Origin of the sequence: Microcoleus sp. Z1_B2, assembly GCF_036700325.1 — a bacterium.
In the GTDB taxonomy this organism is placed as follows: Bacteria; Cyanobacteriota; Cyanobacteriia; order Cyanobacteriales; family Microcoleaceae; genus Microcoleus.
This window is the reverse complement of record NZ_JAUBOQ010000033.1, coordinates 1-17,039: the sequence shown is the minus strand read 5'-3', so window position 1 is coordinate 17,039 and position 17,039 is coordinate 1. Positions and strand designations below refer to the sequence as shown.

General features: G+C 46.0%; 10 protein-coding genes and 1 tRNA gene. 6 read left to right on the top strand and 5 right to left on the bottom strand.

The genetic code is table 11. The features are described 5' to 3' along the window. Window positions 1–232 precede the first annotated feature (232 nt). Window positions 233–352, bottom strand: coding sequence for a photosystem II reaction center X protein (psbX, locus tag QT984_RS19395; protein WP_333051895.1), 120 nt, complete (start codon window positions 350–352; stop codon window positions 233–235). Window positions 353–476: 124 nt separating this feature from the next. Here psbX and QT984_RS19390 point away from each other — a divergent pair, with 124 nt between their 5' ends. After that, window positions 477–761, top strand: coding sequence for a YggT family protein (locus tag QT984_RS19390; protein WP_333051898.1), 285 nt, complete (start codon window positions 477–479; stop codon window positions 759–761). Between the two features lie 149 nt (window positions 762–910). Here QT984_RS19390 and accC read toward each other — a convergent pair whose 3' ends face one another. Then, window positions 911–2,266 (bottom strand): acetyl-CoA carboxylase biotin carboxylase subunit, encoded by a 1,356-nt coding sequence (gene accC / locus QT984_RS19385; RefSeq protein ID WP_333051901.1) that lies wholly within the window; start codon window positions 2,264–2,266, stop codon window positions 911–913. A gap of 228 nt (window positions 2,267–2,494) precedes the next feature. Here accC and QT984_RS19380 point away from each other — a divergent pair. The 4 genes from QT984_RS19380 (at window position 2,495) to QT984_RS19365 (ending at window position 7,953) form a co-directional block, all read left to right on the top strand. Continuing rightward, window positions 2,495–2,578 (top strand) — tRNA-Leu (locus QT984_RS19380). A 417-nt stretch (window positions 2,579–2,995) separates the two neighbouring features. Further along, complete coding sequence (locus tag QT984_RS19375; RefSeq protein WP_333051904.1) at window positions 2,996–3,208, top strand: helix-turn-helix transcriptional regulator; 213 nt, start codon at window positions 2,996–2,998, stop codon at window positions 3,206–3,208. A 76-nt stretch (window positions 3,209–3,284) separates the two neighbouring features. Further along, window positions 3,285–6,800 carry a sacsin N-terminal ATP-binding-like domain-containing protein gene (locus QT984_RS19370; RefSeq protein ID WP_333374699.1) on the top strand — a complete coding sequence of 1,172 codons (3,516 nt, stop codon included), beginning with the start codon at window positions 3,285–3,287 and terminating at the stop codon, window positions 6,798–6,800. Then, window positions 6,784–7,953 (top strand): hypothetical protein, encoded by a 1,170-nt coding sequence (locus tag QT984_RS19365; protein ID WP_333051908.1) that lies wholly within the window; start codon window positions 6,784–6,786, stop codon window positions 7,951–7,953. The genes QT984_RS19370 and QT984_RS19365 overlap by 17 nt, the downstream gene beginning before the upstream one ends. A gap of 178 nt (window positions 7,954–8,131) precedes the next feature. On the opposite strand, the gene QT984_RS19360 is transcribed toward QT984_RS19365, so the two are convergent. The 3 genes from QT984_RS19360 to QT984_RS19350 form a co-directional block, all read right to left on the bottom strand. After that, window positions 8,132–9,403, bottom strand: coding sequence for an FAD-dependent hydroxylase (locus QT984_RS19360; protein ID WP_333374697.1), 1,272 nt, complete (start codon window positions 9,401–9,403; stop codon window positions 8,132–8,134). Between the two features lie 425 nt (window positions 9,404–9,828). Then, window positions 9,829–13,335: a PAS domain S-box protein gene (locus tag QT984_RS19355; RefSeq protein ID WP_333374695.1), complete on the bottom strand. Its 3,507-nt coding sequence runs from the start codon at window positions 13,333–13,335 to the stop codon at window positions 9,829–9,831. Between the two features lie 616 nt (window positions 13,336–13,951). Beyond that, the gene (locus tag QT984_RS19350; RefSeq protein WP_006634869.1) at window positions 13,952–14,620 is read right to left on the bottom strand and encodes a glycoside hydrolase family 108 protein; all 669 of its coding nucleotides are present in this window, start codon (window positions 14,618–14,620) and stop codon (window positions 13,952–13,954) included. A gap of 99 nt (window positions 14,621–14,719) precedes the next feature. Between QT984_RS19350 and QT984_RS19345 the strand changes: the two genes are divergently transcribed. Continuing rightward, window positions 14,720–16,900: a tetratricopeptide repeat protein gene (locus tag QT984_RS19345; protein ID WP_333270709.1), complete on the top strand. Its 2,181-nt coding sequence runs from the start codon at window positions 14,720–14,722 to the stop codon at window positions 16,898–16,900. The last annotated feature ends 139 nt before the right edge of the window (window positions 16,901–17,039 follow it).

The following is a 17,039-nucleotide window of genomic DNA, read 5'->3' as shown; positions in this document are numbered from 1 at the left end:
TATCATTAAGTCTGTCAGCCCGACGGTGCTTTCTGGGGCAGAGTCCGGTCAGGGTTTCAGCTTGGGAAGTCAGTATAATAATGAGTTTAACGGGAAAAAACCTCAGCTTGGCAGTCAACTGAAGGTTTTGCCTTGACAGTTGCTGGCAGCCGAGGTTTCTCGCATCGGGGAAATGCCCGACGTGTAGCCGAAAATTGACTTGCAGCGCCGGACTTAGAAACCCGCTGACTTTTTAGGTGCGCTTGATTTTGTCTTTTTGGCTGATGAAGATCAGGGCGATCGTTGCTGGAAGCACTACTACCACCACGCCCACCAGCAGGCTGTACAAAAAGTTCGCGAGAGAAGGAGTCATAGATTCCAAGCCTTTGTTACAACAATTTGATTTTTATTAATTTTATACTTTCGATCGCACCTGTGAAACGGTTAAAATTATGAATGGCAGACTTAACAAAACTTAAGATTTCGAGATAAGACCCATGACTGGTATTACCGTTGCAAGTTGGATTCTGGGCTCTGTCCTAGTCGTGATGACTTTGCTGTTTATTTTTCGGATCGTTCTGACTTGGTATCCCGAGGTGAACCTGAGCAAATTGCCGTTGAGTCTGATTGCTTGGCCCACGGAACCTTTTTTAGCCATAACTAGAAAGATTGTACCGCCGATCGGCGGGGTGGACATTACGCCGATTATTTGGGTGGGTATCTGTAGCTTGCTGCGAGAAATGATTCTCGGCCAGCAAGGGCTGCTGACAATGATGATGTAGAAGTTGGCGGTTGACTGTTGACTGTTGGGGGTTGACTGTTGACTGTTGACTGAAAGCAGGCTTGGTAAAAACCCCCGGATCGATCCGTGGGGTTGCTTTCTTCAATCTTTCAATCCAAAATCCAAAATCTAAAATCCAAAATCGATTGACTAATGACTATTTTGGTTCAAGAACTGTTCGACGAAATTCGTGTAAACTTCGCCGCTGAGAAACTCGGGGGAATCGAGGATTTTTTGGTGAAAGCCCAGGGTGGTAGGAACGCCGGTGATAGCGCATTCCCGCAATGCCCGTTTCATCCTGCGGATGGCTGTCGGTCGATCGCGCCCCCATACAATTACTTTACCGATTAAAGAATCGTAGTAAGCGGGTATTTCGTAATCGGTGTAGACGTGAGAGTCCATCCGCACGCCGGGGCCACCGGGAGGCAAATAACCGCTGATTATGCCGGGGTGGGGTCGGAAATTGCGATCGGGATCTTCGGCGTTGATGCGGCACTCGATCGCGTGGCCGTTGAGAATGACTTGGTTTTGCTTGATTTGCAGTTTTTCTCCTTGGGCGATGCGGATTTGTTCGGCTATCAAGTCGAGGCCTGTAATCATCTCGGTGACGGGATGTTCTACTTGGATGCGGGTGTTCATTTCCATGAAGTAGAACTTGCCCGATTTGTCAAGCAGAAATTCGACAGTGCCCGCACCCGTGTAGTTGATGGATTTGGCGGCGGCAATGGCGGCGTGACCCATTTGATCTCGCAGTTTCTGGCTGAGGGCGGGGCTGGGGGCTTCTTCGAGGAGTTTCTGGTGTCGGCGCTGAATCGAACAATCTCTCTCACCGAGGTGGATGACGTTACCGTAGTTGTCGGCAAGGATTTGGATTTCGATGTGCCGGGGTTTTTCGATGAATTTTTCGAGGTAAAGTCCGGGGTTGCCGAAGGCTGCGTCGGCTTCGCCTTGGGCTGCTGAGAATAGTTTGGGGAGTTCCGAGGGTTCTCTCACTAGCCTCATGCCGCGGCCTCCACCGCCGGCGGTGGCTTTGATCATCACAGGATAGCCGATGTCGCGGGCGATCGACAAAGCTTCGCGATCGTCCGCCAGCAATCCGTCGCTACCGGGAACTGTGGGGACTTTCACCCGCTGCATAGTTTCTTTGGCGGTGGATTTGTCGCCCATCGCCCGCATTGCTGCCGGAGACGGCCCGATGAAGGTAATTTGATGGTCAGCGCAGATTTCGGCAAATCGGGCGTTTTCGGCGAGGAAGCCGTAACCGGGGTGAATGGCTGCGGCGTTGCGCGTCAGTGCAGCCGCGATGATGTTGGGGATGTTTAAATAGCTTTTGCTGCTGGTGGGGGGCCCGATGCAAACGGCTTCGTCTGCCAACTGGACGTGCAGGGCGTGTTTATCTACGGTGGAGTGTACGGCGACCGTGGCAATCCCCATTTCCTCGCAGGTCCGCAATATGCGGAGAGCTATTTCTCCCCGATTAGCGATTAAAATTTTCGAGAACCCCATCTTCGCTGCTTAATTCACTCAATATTCTGTACAATAATGCCTTTCGGTATGTTCTGGATAATCGTTTTCCAGAAATTGTTCACAAAAATTTATTTTACATTTTGCTGGTAGTGGTGCTATGATTGTAAATCGGCGGTGTCAAAGGGCAAGTTACGAGTTAAATGTCAGGAACCTCAACCTGTGAATCTTTAACTGGTAACGCAAAAATCCCGGAGATTGCCAGAAAGAGCGGATGTGGCGGAATTGGTATACGCGCACGCTTGAGGTGCGTGTGGCAATATGTCCTTGCGAGTTCGAGTCTCGCCATCCGCATTGAATATATAAAACAACTGTTGACGGTTTTGGCTGTCGGCAGTTGTTTTATTTTTGATGGGTGGGTGGGCAGAAACCGGGTTTTTGCGAGAATATTTGGTTACAGGCGAAGATTTGGTGAAAAACCCGGTTTCTTTGATTTGTGGGCGAGTACGGTAGGGTGCGGATTCATCAGATATCTTTAAGTGCGATCGAACTTCTGACAGATCCGCACCCTACAAAATACTGTTTAACTGTCGATCGACTATTGTGTTTGAATTAAAAACATAGATACAGCGGATTCCAGGTTTATAAAGTACACCCCAGAAACCGGGTTTCTTCTGGATTTCTCGCCAGAAACCGGTTTTATTAAAGAAACCCGGTTTCTCTGTACTTCACTTACCTGGAAAGTGCTGTAGTTATCGTTTGTCAAGTAGAATGGGGTTAGTTAGGTTCCGAATCCGAGAGTTGGCTGATGAAAAAGGATGGACGCTAAAGGATGTTGCCGATCGATCGGAGGTTCCGTACAGCACAGTCAGCCACTATGCTCGATCGGAAGGACTAGCAACGGTTGATATCACATCCATTCAAAAGATAGCTCGCACCCTCGATGTTTTGATTGAGGAGTTGATGGAAGTTGTTAAAGAATGAATTAATTTATCAGTTATAGTATGGGTAGAGAGCGAACACCCGCGCTCGCATGAAAATTCCTGCCGTCTGAACATCTATGGCTTACAGCAACAGCGAAGTTGAGGGAAAATCTTTCTATCAATCAGAACCTTTAATCGCCCGATTGAGGGGAATTATCCGAGATTATCCCGAAGGTGTGGGGATTCTCAAAGAATTAATTCAAAATGCTGACGATGCGAAAGCAGCGCGGGTAGAAATAACCCTTGATTGGCGGAACCATCACGTCAAATCATTGCCGGACGATCGCATGGTACTGCTAATGGGGCCGGCGATGTTAGTCTACAACGATAGCGTGTTTGCAGACAAAGATTTTGACAGCATTCGCAGCTTGGGACAAAGCGAAAAAGCGCGAGACTTGCAGAAAACGGGTAGGTTTGGTGTTGGGTTTAATGCAATTTATCACGTTACAGATTTTCCCAGTTTCGTGTCGCGCGATCGCATCATTTTTTTTGACCCTCACGGTGCAGCTATTCCCGGCACTTCTCGGCAAGAACCTGGGCGCGAGTGGAATTTGGCAGAGGCTAAATGGTACCAAAAATATCCCGATTTTATGCAAGTCTATGCAGCGGGAGGATTGCCCGTTGGAGATACAAACTTTCAAGGTACTCTATTTCGGCTGCCTCTGCGAACAACGGAAAGCGCAAAAAATAGCGAGATTCGCAAACAAGCTTTTACTGAATCAAACGTCAAGGAACTCCTAGACGAACTGAGACAGTCGGGTGAAGAACTTTTGCTATTTTTGAAATCTGTTCAGGAAATTAGAGTATACGAAATTCCTGCAAACAGTCAAGGAACTAGGCAAGAAATTCTAGCGATTGTTACCAAAAATCCGCAAGAAGTCCGCTCGGCGCGACAAAAAATCCTTGATGCAATTCCCGATAACCCCGACAAGTTGCTGGAATTGTGCCACCGCAATCATGACGGTTTAGTCTCAGTTTCTTACCGCCACGAGATAGAAACGATTAGTTGCGATCGTACTATCAAGTCAACTTGGAGAATAGTCAGTTTAATTCGCACAGACGAAGGCGGCGAATTGGCAAAAGTCATAGAAGCAATGCACCAAAGCCAAGAAAAAGTCGTGCCTTGGGCCGGTGCGGCTGCTAGAATTAATGCTGCCAGTACAGAGGGAAATCTGGCGCCTGTTTCGGGCAAAGTTTACTGTTTTTTGCCGCTTCCTCTCGAAACTGGTTGGCAGGTTCACATCAACGGTTTTTTCAACTTAAATAGTTCGCGGGATAATCTCAGTAGCGACAGCGGACAAACGGGAAAAGATAAGCCTAGAGCTATTTGGAATGGGCTACTAGCGCGCCACGTTTTGTCTCATGCTTGTGCTAACTTAATTGTCGATTTAGTGCAAGATATCGGAGTATTTGAATCAGATAAATTTTACCAAATTTGGCCGATTAGCAAAATTACTGCCAGCAAAGCTCTGGAAGAATTGCAGGGATTTGTGATGCAGTTATTGTACCACAAACCAGTTGTGCGATCGGCTGTCAAACAAATTGTATATGAGGGTAAAAATACCGGAGCAGTAATGTCACAGACAAGATGGGTGACACCTCCGACAGTCAAAAATTTACCATCTAAAAAGTGTTGGGACGAGTTATTAGCACCGCTGTGTGCCGATAATATCGATCTTCCAAATCCGCCATTGCCCGATTCGATTTTAACAGCTTTTAAAGATGCAGGTTTGCCTTTACCAACCTTCACTGCTGCCAACTTGCGAAAGCATTTAATCGAAAATAAATCCCTAGGGATTGCGCTGTCGGATGCACCGAAAGCAAGCCTGCGAAATCGGCAGTGGATTGGGAATATGCTGCGATATTGTCTCAGCGACAATTGTCAAGATTTGCGCGGTTTGCCACTTGCTATTCTGGCTGACAATACTTTGCAGGTATTTGGGTATAATGCGATCGGCACTATCTACATTGCAGATGAGGCGCAGAGGGAAATATTTGTCAGTTATCCCGAATGGTTTCTCCACCAAGATTTAACTAAATTATTGCCTGCATACAATCTAAAGGGCATCTCAGCCATGACTGCTGCGGAAGTAGCCAAGCAATTGGTTAAGTTGGTGGATTCAACTGCGTCAGAAATTGATTGGAATCCCGATGCAACGCATCCTCCTAATGCAGAATGGTTGACTCTAGTTTATGATTATTTTTACAAGATAAATCCGAGACATCTGTCGCAAGAAACAGTCGATGCCTTGACAAAAGTGCCACTGGTTCCGGGAAGTAATGGCAAGCTTTACAAAGCGAAAATTGCTGACACTCCTTTGTTGCGCGGGGATCGAATTGAGGCGGAAACAATTGCGGCGGTAGAATATTTTGGGGCAACACTTGTCAAAGCACCGGCAAAACTTGAGGGTGCGATCGCACAATTTGCCGATCGCCACAAAAATCAGTTAGTCTATTGTATCACGGGCCCGGATATCCTAGACATAGTATATTCGCGGTGCGATCGAGGTTTGCCACCTTACAACGAAAAGCATTATACATATCTGCTGAATTTCCTGGCAAGTCGAGAGCAAATAAATTACGATGAAAACCGGAAAAAGAAGCTGCGCCAACTGCCAATTTATCCAACAACTTCCGGCGAAATAGTTGACCTCTACAGTGAAAATGTCTACCTTCCGGGCGACGGATATGAACCGCCAGAAATTGCAGGTAGTTTGCGCCTTTTACGCTTAGGACAAAAACGAGAATGGCTGCCACTTTTCCAACTTTTGCAAGTACCAATACTCAACCGCGCCCGACTAATTCGTGACTGTTTGTTGCCAGAGTATGCCTCCTTTTCCCCAGAAGAACAGTTAATCGCACTAACTTGGATTAGGGATAACTTGACTAAAGCTAGCAAAGAGTTAGAAAATGCAGGAGAGAATGCTTTCGGATTCCAGGAAGAGCTTAAAAAGGCACGTCTGGTACGCTGTAGTGACAGGAGATTGAGAGCTGCCCAATTGATTTATAATCCTTTTAGTGAGGTAGTCCGAAACATTATCGGGAATGTAGCAGTGATTCCAGACATGGAATTTTACTCGCAGAATTCTGAAATTTGGCTGAAATTTTTCTCAGAGTTAGGAATGAGGCAAAATCCCGATGCTGATGACATTTTAGCCTGCGTTGACAATCTCATTCAAAGGGCAAATCGAGCGGGTGCAGAGGCTGTAGCCGATAGCTGCATTGCTATTTTTAACTACATCGTTGACAACTGGGATGCGATCAAAAATATCAGACTTGCCAACAGCAACAAGACACTACCAGAAGCACTTGTAGATAAACCTTGGCTTCCTGTCGAGGGAAATCCTCAAAAGTTAAGCCAATATTTCGGTGCTGCAAAACCTGAACCTAGATTGTACCGCGCTAAAGACTTGTGTTTCATTCAAGATGCTCCTTTAGTCGCCAGCCAAAAGTTTATATTTGCACGTCCTCAGCGGGATTTACTGAAGGTAGAAATCAAAAAGGCACTGGGTTTTGAGCCTGTAGACCCAAATACCGTTATCGACTACTTTGATGTTATCATAAAACTTTGGGAAAATGACAGTTCAAATTAAATTATCCAACAATCAAAATACACAACTGCAATCAGTCGAGGCGATTTACAAGTATTTTTACGATACTTTGGTAAAAGGCGGTATTTCGGCAGATCAAAAGCGGCAAATTCAAGAGCGTTTTGCTCATCGTCAATGTCTGTGGGATGAGTCTACGGGTAAGTTTTGGCAGCCCAAACACGCTTTTTTAGATGATGTTGGTTTTTTCGGAAATCGACGCACAACAATACCTAGTTCTAATTCTCATTCCGAAGTTTATCAGTTATTAGGACAAAGGATCTCGCCCACTGTACAAGACTACTTAGACTTCCTGGCAGAACTAGCAGCAGAGTACGGCAATAATGCTTTAAATGAAGCGGATAAAAACTGCGCGATTCAGGTACTCTACCGCCTGGAATCTCAACAGTTATTACAAGGAGTCGCAGTTAACAATATACCGATTCTTACCGCTAACAACACGCTTTGTTTGGCGGAAAAAGTTCTCATCCCTGACGCGCATTGGCGCAAGGATTATATTGACTCTAACCGGATACTGCACGATAGAGTTTCTGTCAAATTTGCTAAATCGGTTGGCTGTCTTTCTTTGTTGAAAGATGCTAGAGAACGCCCGAAAACAGTAAAAGTCGCCCGCAATACCAAAAGCTGCGATTGGTGTCTAGAATGGCAAAATACCTTAAATTCGGCAGAATTGCGATCGGGTTTGAAGCGGTTGATTTTTCACGAGTGCGAATCGGAACCAATTTTAGATTTAATCTGGTTGACCAAAGCTCAAGTTGCAGCGGCTAGTCAAATTAATGTAGATTTATTTTTGAGCGATGAAACCTGTATTGCCACAGATATACCGGGTACTCAACACTTTGACGAATTCAATAAAATTTTTCAGATTATCAGTAGTGCTAGCAGATATATTATGCTATCGTATTTAGCAGAAAGTATTAACGCTAGGCTTGGGGAATATGCCGTTAAAAATTTGCTACCCCTCGCCAGCATTATCGATGCGGAGCCATGTAATATTCACAGTTTGCTAAACGAGTTGCGAATTAGGTCTTTACCATCGCTTGTCACCGCTACCGAGCCTGAAAATCAAGAATCTAATATTAGTAAAGCGGCGACAAATTCCAAGGGCGAGTCTTCCATTTATTGGGGCGCGTTTTGAGCGGGTTTAATATTTCACACTCTCCAGATTAGACATCGGGGAATTTTGCTAATAGTTAAACTGTACTTCTATAGGAATTACGCATAAATACTAAAGAAACCGGGTTTTTGGCAGTTTATATGGGTTTTAACGAAGTATTCTCGCAAAAACCCGGTTTCTGACCACCCGTGCGTAAGTCCTAATTTTTCGCTAATTCCGGTGGCCGGCCCATCAAGCCTGTCATCAAGCGCAAGGCTAAAAACCTCACTGGGGGAATTGTCCGCAAACACCACAATCCAAAGCGGCGAAATGCTACAATTGGTAGCCAAGTATTGGAAAATAATCTGTCTAGAAAATCGGTAAATCCTAACACGATTAAATTCTCTTTTTTCCTCCAGTTGTGATACCGTTTCAATACTCGCAAGTCGCCGATGTCTTCGCCTTTTTGGTGCGCTTGCTGCAAGATTTGGGCGATCGCCCCAGCGTCTCGAATGCCCATATTCAATCCCTGGCCGCCGACGGGATGGCAGCAGTGGGCGGCGTCGCCAATTAGTGCTAATCTGGGCAAAACGTAGCGATCGCTCTGCATTAACTGCACGGGAAACAAAAAGCGATCGCTTTCCAATTCCAAACGCCCCAACAGCCCGCCCGTGCGCTGTTCCAACAAAGTCAAAAACTCTTTTTCATCCATTTGTTGCAAAGCTTTTGCTTCCGCGTGAGGTGCTGTCCAAACTACTTGACAGCGGTTCCCCGGTAATGGTAAAACTCCCATCGGGCCGCTCGGCCAAAAGCGCTCAAAAGCGATATCATTGTGCGGTTTTTCTGCTTTAATAGTGATAGCAACGCAGGATTGCCAGTATTTCCACCCGCGAGTGCTGATGTTGGCTTCGGTGCGGATGCGCGATCGCGAACCGTCGGCGGCGACTAATAATTTGGTGCGAATTGTCCGAGTTTCGCCGTTTTGTTTGACTTCTATTTCGGCGCAATCGGTTAAATATTTTACCTCGACTACTTCCGCCGGACAAACCCAACTAAAATTCGGGTTTTTTGCCAAAGATTCTTGCAAAGCTGACAGCATGACTCCGTGCTCGCCAACGTAACCTAAAGCTGCTTTTGGTACGGGCAATTTGCCAGTATTTCCCAAATCCGGGCGGTGGAATTCGACCACACCGGGATAGTCGCCGTCGCAGAGGCTAATTTGCTCGAAGGTGGTGATTTGCGGCAAGATTTGCTGCCACACGCCGATACCTTCTAAGATCATTCCTGATAGCAAGGTAATTGCATAGGCTTGTTTTTTGGCTGCTGCGATTGCGGGGAGTTGGGTTTCAATTATTGCTATTTTCAATCCAGAATCTTTTAAGGCGCTGGCTAAGGTTGCCCCGACTATGCCCCCTCCGACGATGGCTATGTCAAAGTCGAGTGTCGGTGTTTGCGTCGAGGCTGTGGTTGGAGAAAGTTGGTTTACAGGCATTTTCAAGGGAATTTGTCAAGGTTAATTGGATTGTTACTTTTTTATTGTAAAGAATTATTTCGATTTAGGGCGATCGAGAAAGGGAGAGTACCGGCATTCGTGAAAATCCAGGTTTTCAGACTACGATATCCAAATGCAAGCCCAGGATGCACTCGCTACCTCAGAAACCCGGTTTCTTCCTATATTTCTCGTCACTCAACGCAAAACTCGTAGAAACCGGGTTTCTAGCCCCCCCGATGGATCAGCCCTGAAACTAATGACTAATGACTCATGACTAATGACTAATGACCGAAAGCATCCAGGATACCCGCCACGTGATTCATCCGTCCAGAAATAAAAAACCTGTATCCGAGAAACTTGCCCCTCGAATTTATCTCGCGCAAGTCAATGCTAAAATCTAAAATCTAAAATCTAAAATCTAAAATCTAAAATAGATTGACCATTTCCTTTGTGTTTTCGGTAGCCAGCGCTGATACTTCCTGGCAAATGGGAATCTCGATGACAAACTCTGCACCTTCCCCAGGCGTGGAAATACACCGCAATTTGCCTCGGTGTTTTTCAACTATAATCTGATAGCTGATTGACAGTCCCAAGCCTGTGCCTTTGCCGACTGGTTTAGTAGTAAAAAATGGGTCGAACAACTTGCCAATAACTTCTTGATTGATTCCCATCCCGTTGTCGGCAATCCGAATTGTTACTGTCTCGGAATTCGCACTGGTGCTAATCCGAATTCGGTTGTGGCGAGCATATATTTCTTTTGAAGAATGAGTGCTGTTGTACTCTTCGAGGGCGTCGATCGCATTTACTAAAAGATTCATAAATACTTGATTGAGCTGACCTACATAGCACTCTACTTTTGGAAAATTGCTGTATTCTTTGATAATCTCAATAGCGGGACGAAGTACATTAGCTTTGATCCGGTGCTGCAAAATTAGCAAAGTGCTTTCGATTCCTTCGTGAATATCTACTCGCTTCATCTGCGATTCGTCGAGTCGGGAAAAGTTGCGTAAGGATACAACTAAGTCGCGGATGCGATCGGCTCCAACTTTCATTGATTCCAAAATCTTCGTAAAGTCTTCCATTAAGTAATCAACTTCAATATCTTCGGCTGCTTCTACAATTTCTGGGACGGGATTTGGGTATTTCTCCTGGTAAAGATGGAGCAAACTGAGTAAGTCTGTGGCGTATTGGCTGGCGTGGGTAATGTTGCCGTAGATGAAGTTAATCGGATTGTTAATTTCGTGGGCGACGCCGGCGACTAGCTGGCCGAGAGAAGAGATTTTTTCGGTTTGGATTAGTTGAGTTTGAGCTTGGTGCAACTCGTGGACAGCTTTTTCGAGCTCGGCTGCTTGCACTCGATACTGTCCCTCCGACTGCTTGAGTGCTTCCAAAACTTGGACTCGATCGCTAATATCGGTGTGAGTTCCCACCCACTCGCGAACGCTGCCGTCGGCTGCCAAAAGGGGGACGGCCCGCACCCAGAAGTGTCTGTAGCTGCCGTCTGCAGCTCGCAAGCGGTGCTCGACTTCGTAGAGACTTTTTGTTTCTATGGCGCGCTTCCAAGCTTGTATTGTGCGATCGCGATCTTCTGGGTGCACTGATTTTATCCAGTAGTCCTTGTCTTCAGAACTCAAGCCCGTATAAGCTATCCAATCAGGCTGAGGCTTGTCGAAGATTCCGCTAGCGTTTGTCGTCCAAACCATCTGTGCGGTAGCCATGGCCAGGGATCGATATCTTTCCTCGCTCAGACGCACAGCTTCTTCGGCTTGGCGGCTGGCTGTCACGTCGCGCAAAATAGTTGTGAATATGATTTCGCCTGCCACTTCGAGTTTGGAAATAGAAGCTTCGGCGGGAAATTCCGTACCGTCTTGGCGGCGGGCGAAAATTTCTTTGCGGTGGCCCATTGTTCGGGCTTGTTTAACGCCTCCGCCGAAATTGCTGACGAGGTGACTGTGAGGGGTGGCAAAAGCTTCGGGCAACAGCAGGCTCAAGGATTGCCCGACCGCCTCAGCAGCAGTCCACCCAAAAATCCGTTCTGCACCTTGGTTGAACAGGATAATTTTTTGCTCAGCATCCACGGAAATAATCGCATCGTCGGCAATTTCTACAATGCCGGCAAAACGAGCTTGAGACAGTTGCAGCGCTTGTTCAGCTTGTTTGCGATCGCTGATGTCGCGGGCGATCGTCGAAATGTATGCGAGTTTGCCGCCCGGTGCGGAGTGGGAGATGAGGACTTGGCTGACGGGAAGTTCGAGTCCCGATGCTGACACGAAGGCTGTTTCTCCACTCCAAAAGCCCTCGGAAACAGCGGTGGCGATCGCTTGTTTCAAAGTGCTGCGGGCTGAGGCTGCCGTGAATTCTGCAACTTTTCGCTTGGATATATCTTCGTTTTCGCCTATACCCACCATTTTTCTGCCGGCTTTGTTAATGTAAATGGCGCGTCCTTCGAGGTTGTAGATACCTACAAAATCCGGGGTTGCTTCCAGAATTGCTGCTAAACTTCTGTTAGCGATTTCGGCTTGTTTGCTCTCAGTAATATCCCGCGCGATGCTAACTATACCGCTGATCTTTCCTAAGCCGTCCCGGTAAGCACTTTTTGTAGAAAGAAATATTCTCAAATTTCCTTTGACGGGCAGCTCTTCTTCGATCGCTTCCGTTGTTCCCGCTGCCATAATTGGGCGATCGGTTTTTATAATATTTTCCGCAATTTCCGGCGAAAACAACTCGCTGTCATCTCTGCCGATAATGTCGTCTACAGACTGGCCAATTATACTGGCTCCCGCAGCATTAAGCATTAGATAACGGCCCTGAATATCTTTGACAAATAGGGCTGCGGGCGTACTGTTGATTACTGTCATCAACAGATTGTAGTTTTTTTGAAGCGCCTGCTTTGTTGTTTGAGAGTCGAAAATTTGCTGTTGCAATTGCTCGTTGGTTATTTGCAGTTGGATAGTCCGTTTCTCAACTTGATTTTCTAAGTCTAATTTAGCTTTTCTCAGTCCCAGTTCCGCTCGATAGCGTTTCCGGTCTGCGCTGCAGAGAGTTTTGGCAGAATGCCAAATCAGAACTGTAAAAATAATCACGTTCAATACGCTTAACAGCGATATCCCTACCTCCGGCGTGTAGGCTTGTAACCGATCTCCCAATAGGATGAAATAACCGACTAAAGGTGGGATAATGATTGCCCGTGGCAACAAGCGCCGCGCCATGATGCCGCCCGCGCGATCGCTCGTCATTACTGCTATCAATCCTCGATCGGGACTGGCAAATAAAATGCCGCAGCTCAGCAACATAAATGCTGCGGATGTGTGCAAAGCCATCCCTGTATTATTGCCAATTTGGTAAAATAAAGCTTTGTCGTAGAAATAGCCTATCAAACCCGTAAATGCAATTAAAAATGCACAACAGCTTAAGATTTGAATCCGCAGGTATTTAGGCCGACGTTCTGACAGCAGCAGCAGCGCTGTTCCCAGCAATAAAAAAGCACCAGCAGTATTCGGTGCCATGCGTCCTGGTGTTCCGGTAATTGTCAATGTGTAACTTTCTTTAAATAGCAGTTGGTCCATGCCTAAGTCTAAATTAAAGCTATATTGAAGTAGGGTTAATAGGCTAATTAATATAATTAAAAATGAGGATAATAAAATCAATTTCTTATAATTTTTTTGAGGCTTTCTTGCTGTTAATTTGGTGCGCCTAGTCTGTTGGATGAATAGAGAAAACCCGCCCAAAATAAAGCATACCGCAGTATTGGCTTTCATGGTAACGAGTCCGGGCAGAATGCTTTTTAAGAGTTGCACATCGAATATCCAACCCAAAATGACTGTACAGCCGATCGCCATTACTGCAATACTCGCTTTTTTGCAAAAAGACTCGACTGCAGCCATTCGGGTTGAGGGCGTTTGCCGTTGTTGCGATCGTTCAAAAACTTCCAATTTCTCGCTCCCTCTAATTATTTGGTTTTTACGTATCAAAGGTAACAATAAACACTCTAGTGATATTGTTGCCTTAGATACAAAGCTGCTGAAGATTTGCTCAAAGCTGCTATGCATAAAATATGAATTATTTTACCTAACTTTAGATAGAGCGTCAAATGAAGGTGGAAGGCTCTTATGTAGAAGGCATTTGGGAGAATTGACTAATTTTTGTATGTGTAAATTTTAATAAAAAATTCCTTGTTCCTGGTTCGTTGTCCCTTCGATTTCGGAAATTGGCGCCCGATTCATCGGCAAGACGGAGTGTTTTTACTCAGTACATCGAGGGATAATGGTAGCGGATGAATCACTCTGCAACAAGATCGCTAGCATTGTCAATCGGCTGCTGTGGCTGTGGGAAATGCGATCGGCATAACAGATAAGACTCGGCGGTTGAAAACCGCTACTACATAAACTTTCGTCCCAGCAGAGAGGGACTAACCTGTGGAGCATTTAAACCACTAACGAAACCTGTAGGGTGCGTCGGCTCGATCGCTTCCACCGGCAAGGGAAACGCGGAGGCCCTCCTGCACCATACAATACTATTTTAAACGCTCCACAGCTTAACTGTTAACTGTTAATTCTTAATCTTGTTCACATAACCCCACAAACTGTAATCGCGACTCAGCCAACCCCGGAAAAAAGCCATTTGAGTCGGGTCTTCTTGTACCCGTTTGTAGCGGTAAATAATTCGTTCGTTAATCATTTGCAACGCGGTATTTCTATTATTCGCTCCTTTTAGCGCTTCCTTGGTGCGGGCATCAAAAACTCCCGTTTGCGGCAATCCTAATGCTTGCTGAAGAAAGGTAATAGAGTTATTAATACCGAAATTAACGGCAGTGTCAAACATGACGATCGCCAAAGCCGGCTGCATCGTGCCCGATAGGCTCGAATCCCAGTAATATTTATAAATTTCTAGGAGCTCTGCTTCCGACATCTGCGTCACGTCGAGGGGCGGAAGCCCACGACTGTAGCGGTAGGCGTTGTATTCCGTTTGCAAGACGCCCCGATAAGTTCTGCCGCCCTTATCGGCTGGGTGATTGCTGAATCCGCCCTCAAAATATAGGGTGAAATAAAGAGCAGTTTGAAATAATTTCTGCCGAAAGCTGGCTGTCTGCTGCTGCTGGGCGAAAGTCTTTTGGGCAAAGGGTAAGGGGATTGCTAAGGTTAACAAGAGTATCCCCAGCAGGAGGTTTGGTTTCCACTTGATGTTATGTTGGCGCTGTGTCGCTTGCTTGTCGCTCATAAATTCTCTGTGACGATCGCCCGTAGTTCCGCTAAAACTGCTACTCTGCAAAATAATATAGATTCAACCTTTAACTTGATAGCACAGATAGGCCGCCAAATGAATTCCGATTTTAGCAACCAATCCGAAACACCCCAATTTGAAGATGCTGCATCCCTGACAGTCGCTGCTGAAACCTATTACTCTCAAGGCAATTTAGCAGCAGCCGTCGCTGCTTGTCGCCGTGCTCTGGAATTGCAACCGGATTGGGCGGCGGCTTACGTGACAATGGGCAATGTGCAGCAAGCAAGCGGCCAAATTGAGGAAGCGATGCGGTTTTATTCCGAGGCGATCGCTCTGAATCCCGATTTTGCTGAGGCTTATGCTAATTTGGGCAGTATGCTCTACAAACAAGGACATTTGGTGGAGGCGGTTGTCAATTATGAAAAGGCGATCGAACTTAAACCGAATTTGGCTGCTGCTTACTGGAATTTGGCAGGGGCACTGAAGCAGCAGGGGCAGCAGGATGCAGCGGTAGCCTACGAGCAAAAAGCTCTCGAACTCAATCCCCACCTTGCTCAGGTAGATTTTCACTTAAATTTAGGAGATACATTAGCGCGGCAAGGGAAATTAGATGAGGCGGTGGCTGCATGGAAGCAGGCGATCGCATTTAAACCCGATTTAGCCGAAGCATACTGTCAAATTGGCCAAGTTTTGCGCCACCAGGGCAAATTTAAAGAGGCAATACCCAACCTTCAAAAAGCCCTAGAAATTAAACCGGATTTTATTTCTGCCCACCAACATTTGTGCGGCATCCTCAGAGATACTAGCGATTTAGCTGCCGCGCGGCAAGCCGTGCACCACTACAGCCAAATGTGTGCCGAAACAGATCCAATTATGACCGCGATTTACTTCATCAGCACCTATCAAGTGTCGGGATTAAATCAAATTGCGGGCGATCGATTTTTAGAGCTAGAGTCGTACTTGCAGCAAAACTTAGAAACCGCTAGCCCGGTGGAAATTAAATCGCTTTATGCAAACTTGTTATTCAGCACGCCCTATTTGCGAGATGACTTGGCGGCCAACTCAAAACTTTACAGATTAATTGCTCAAAAGTATATCGACCAATGTATTAAACCTAATTTTTCTCAACCCGCAAATTACAGTTTCAAACCAACGGTTCCATCCAGCCAGTTAAAAATCGGCTTTTTGTCCAATCACTTTAGCCGCCATTCTGTAGGTTGGTGCAGCGCTGACATCATTCGCGAATTGTCCGATATCACGCCGAATGTGTATTTGTACGCTTCCGAAAGAATTATTCCTGACGATCGAACTCAGCAATTTGAAAGTTTTGGCAAACTGACTTTTCCCACAACCTACCCGAACGGAATTGCAAACTCTGCCGAAATTATCGACCAAATTCAGCAAGATGAATTGGACGTTTTAGTTGATTTAGATTCTCTCAGCGTACCAGTTCACGCTGATATTCTCTACCAAAAACCCGCACCAGTTTGTGTTTCTTGGCTGGGATTTGACGCCCCTTACATATCGCCGGAAAATTACTTTCTTACAGACAGGCACTCGCACCCTGCAGACAGGGAAAAATATTATGACGAGCAGCTAATTAGGATGCCTGATTCCTTTGTAGCGGTGTCGGGTTTTCAGAGATATGGAGTCGATCCCGTTGCATTGAGAAGATCGCATCGGATCGGTTTGGATCAGATAGTTTACCTGTGCGTGGCTCCCGGCAGAAAATTTAATCGCGAGTTGGTAAAAGCACAAATTGCCATTCTCAAAGAAGTGCCGAACAGTATCTTAATTCACAAAGCTTTAGGCGATGCTGCGGTGTTTGAGGCTGCATATCACCAAGCTTGCGAAGCTGAGAAAGTGAGCAAGCACCGAATTAAGTTTTTGCCGAGGTTTGCTACTGAGGAAGAACACAGAATTATCTATTTGCTGGCAGATGTGTTGTTAGATTCTTATCCTTACAACGGAGGAACTCAAACTTTAGAGGCTTTGTGGTCTAATTTGCCGGTGGTGACTCGCACAGGAGAGCAATTTTTGTCGAGAATGGGTTATTCGTTTTTGCAGACTTTGGGAATTGAAACAGGTGTGGCTTTGTCTTTGTCGGAATATGTGGAAGTTGGTGTAAAATTGGGTAAAGAGCGTGAATTGAGAAATGCCATTAAATCACAGTTGGTGAAATCTAAAGATCCAGCCAATTTGTCGCCGCTGTGGAATCCGAAAAAGTTTGCGGGTGATATGTATGCGGTCTTGGAAAAATTATGTAAAATAGGATAACGCGCTAATTATAGGATAAGGTGCGTCAGGCCAAACAATCCGCAATGTGAGAAAACATCATAAGGAATGAGAATTAAATAACTTCCACAAGTTTGTGGGATGGGCGTCCCGCCCGTCATGAGTGGACGGGCGGGACGCC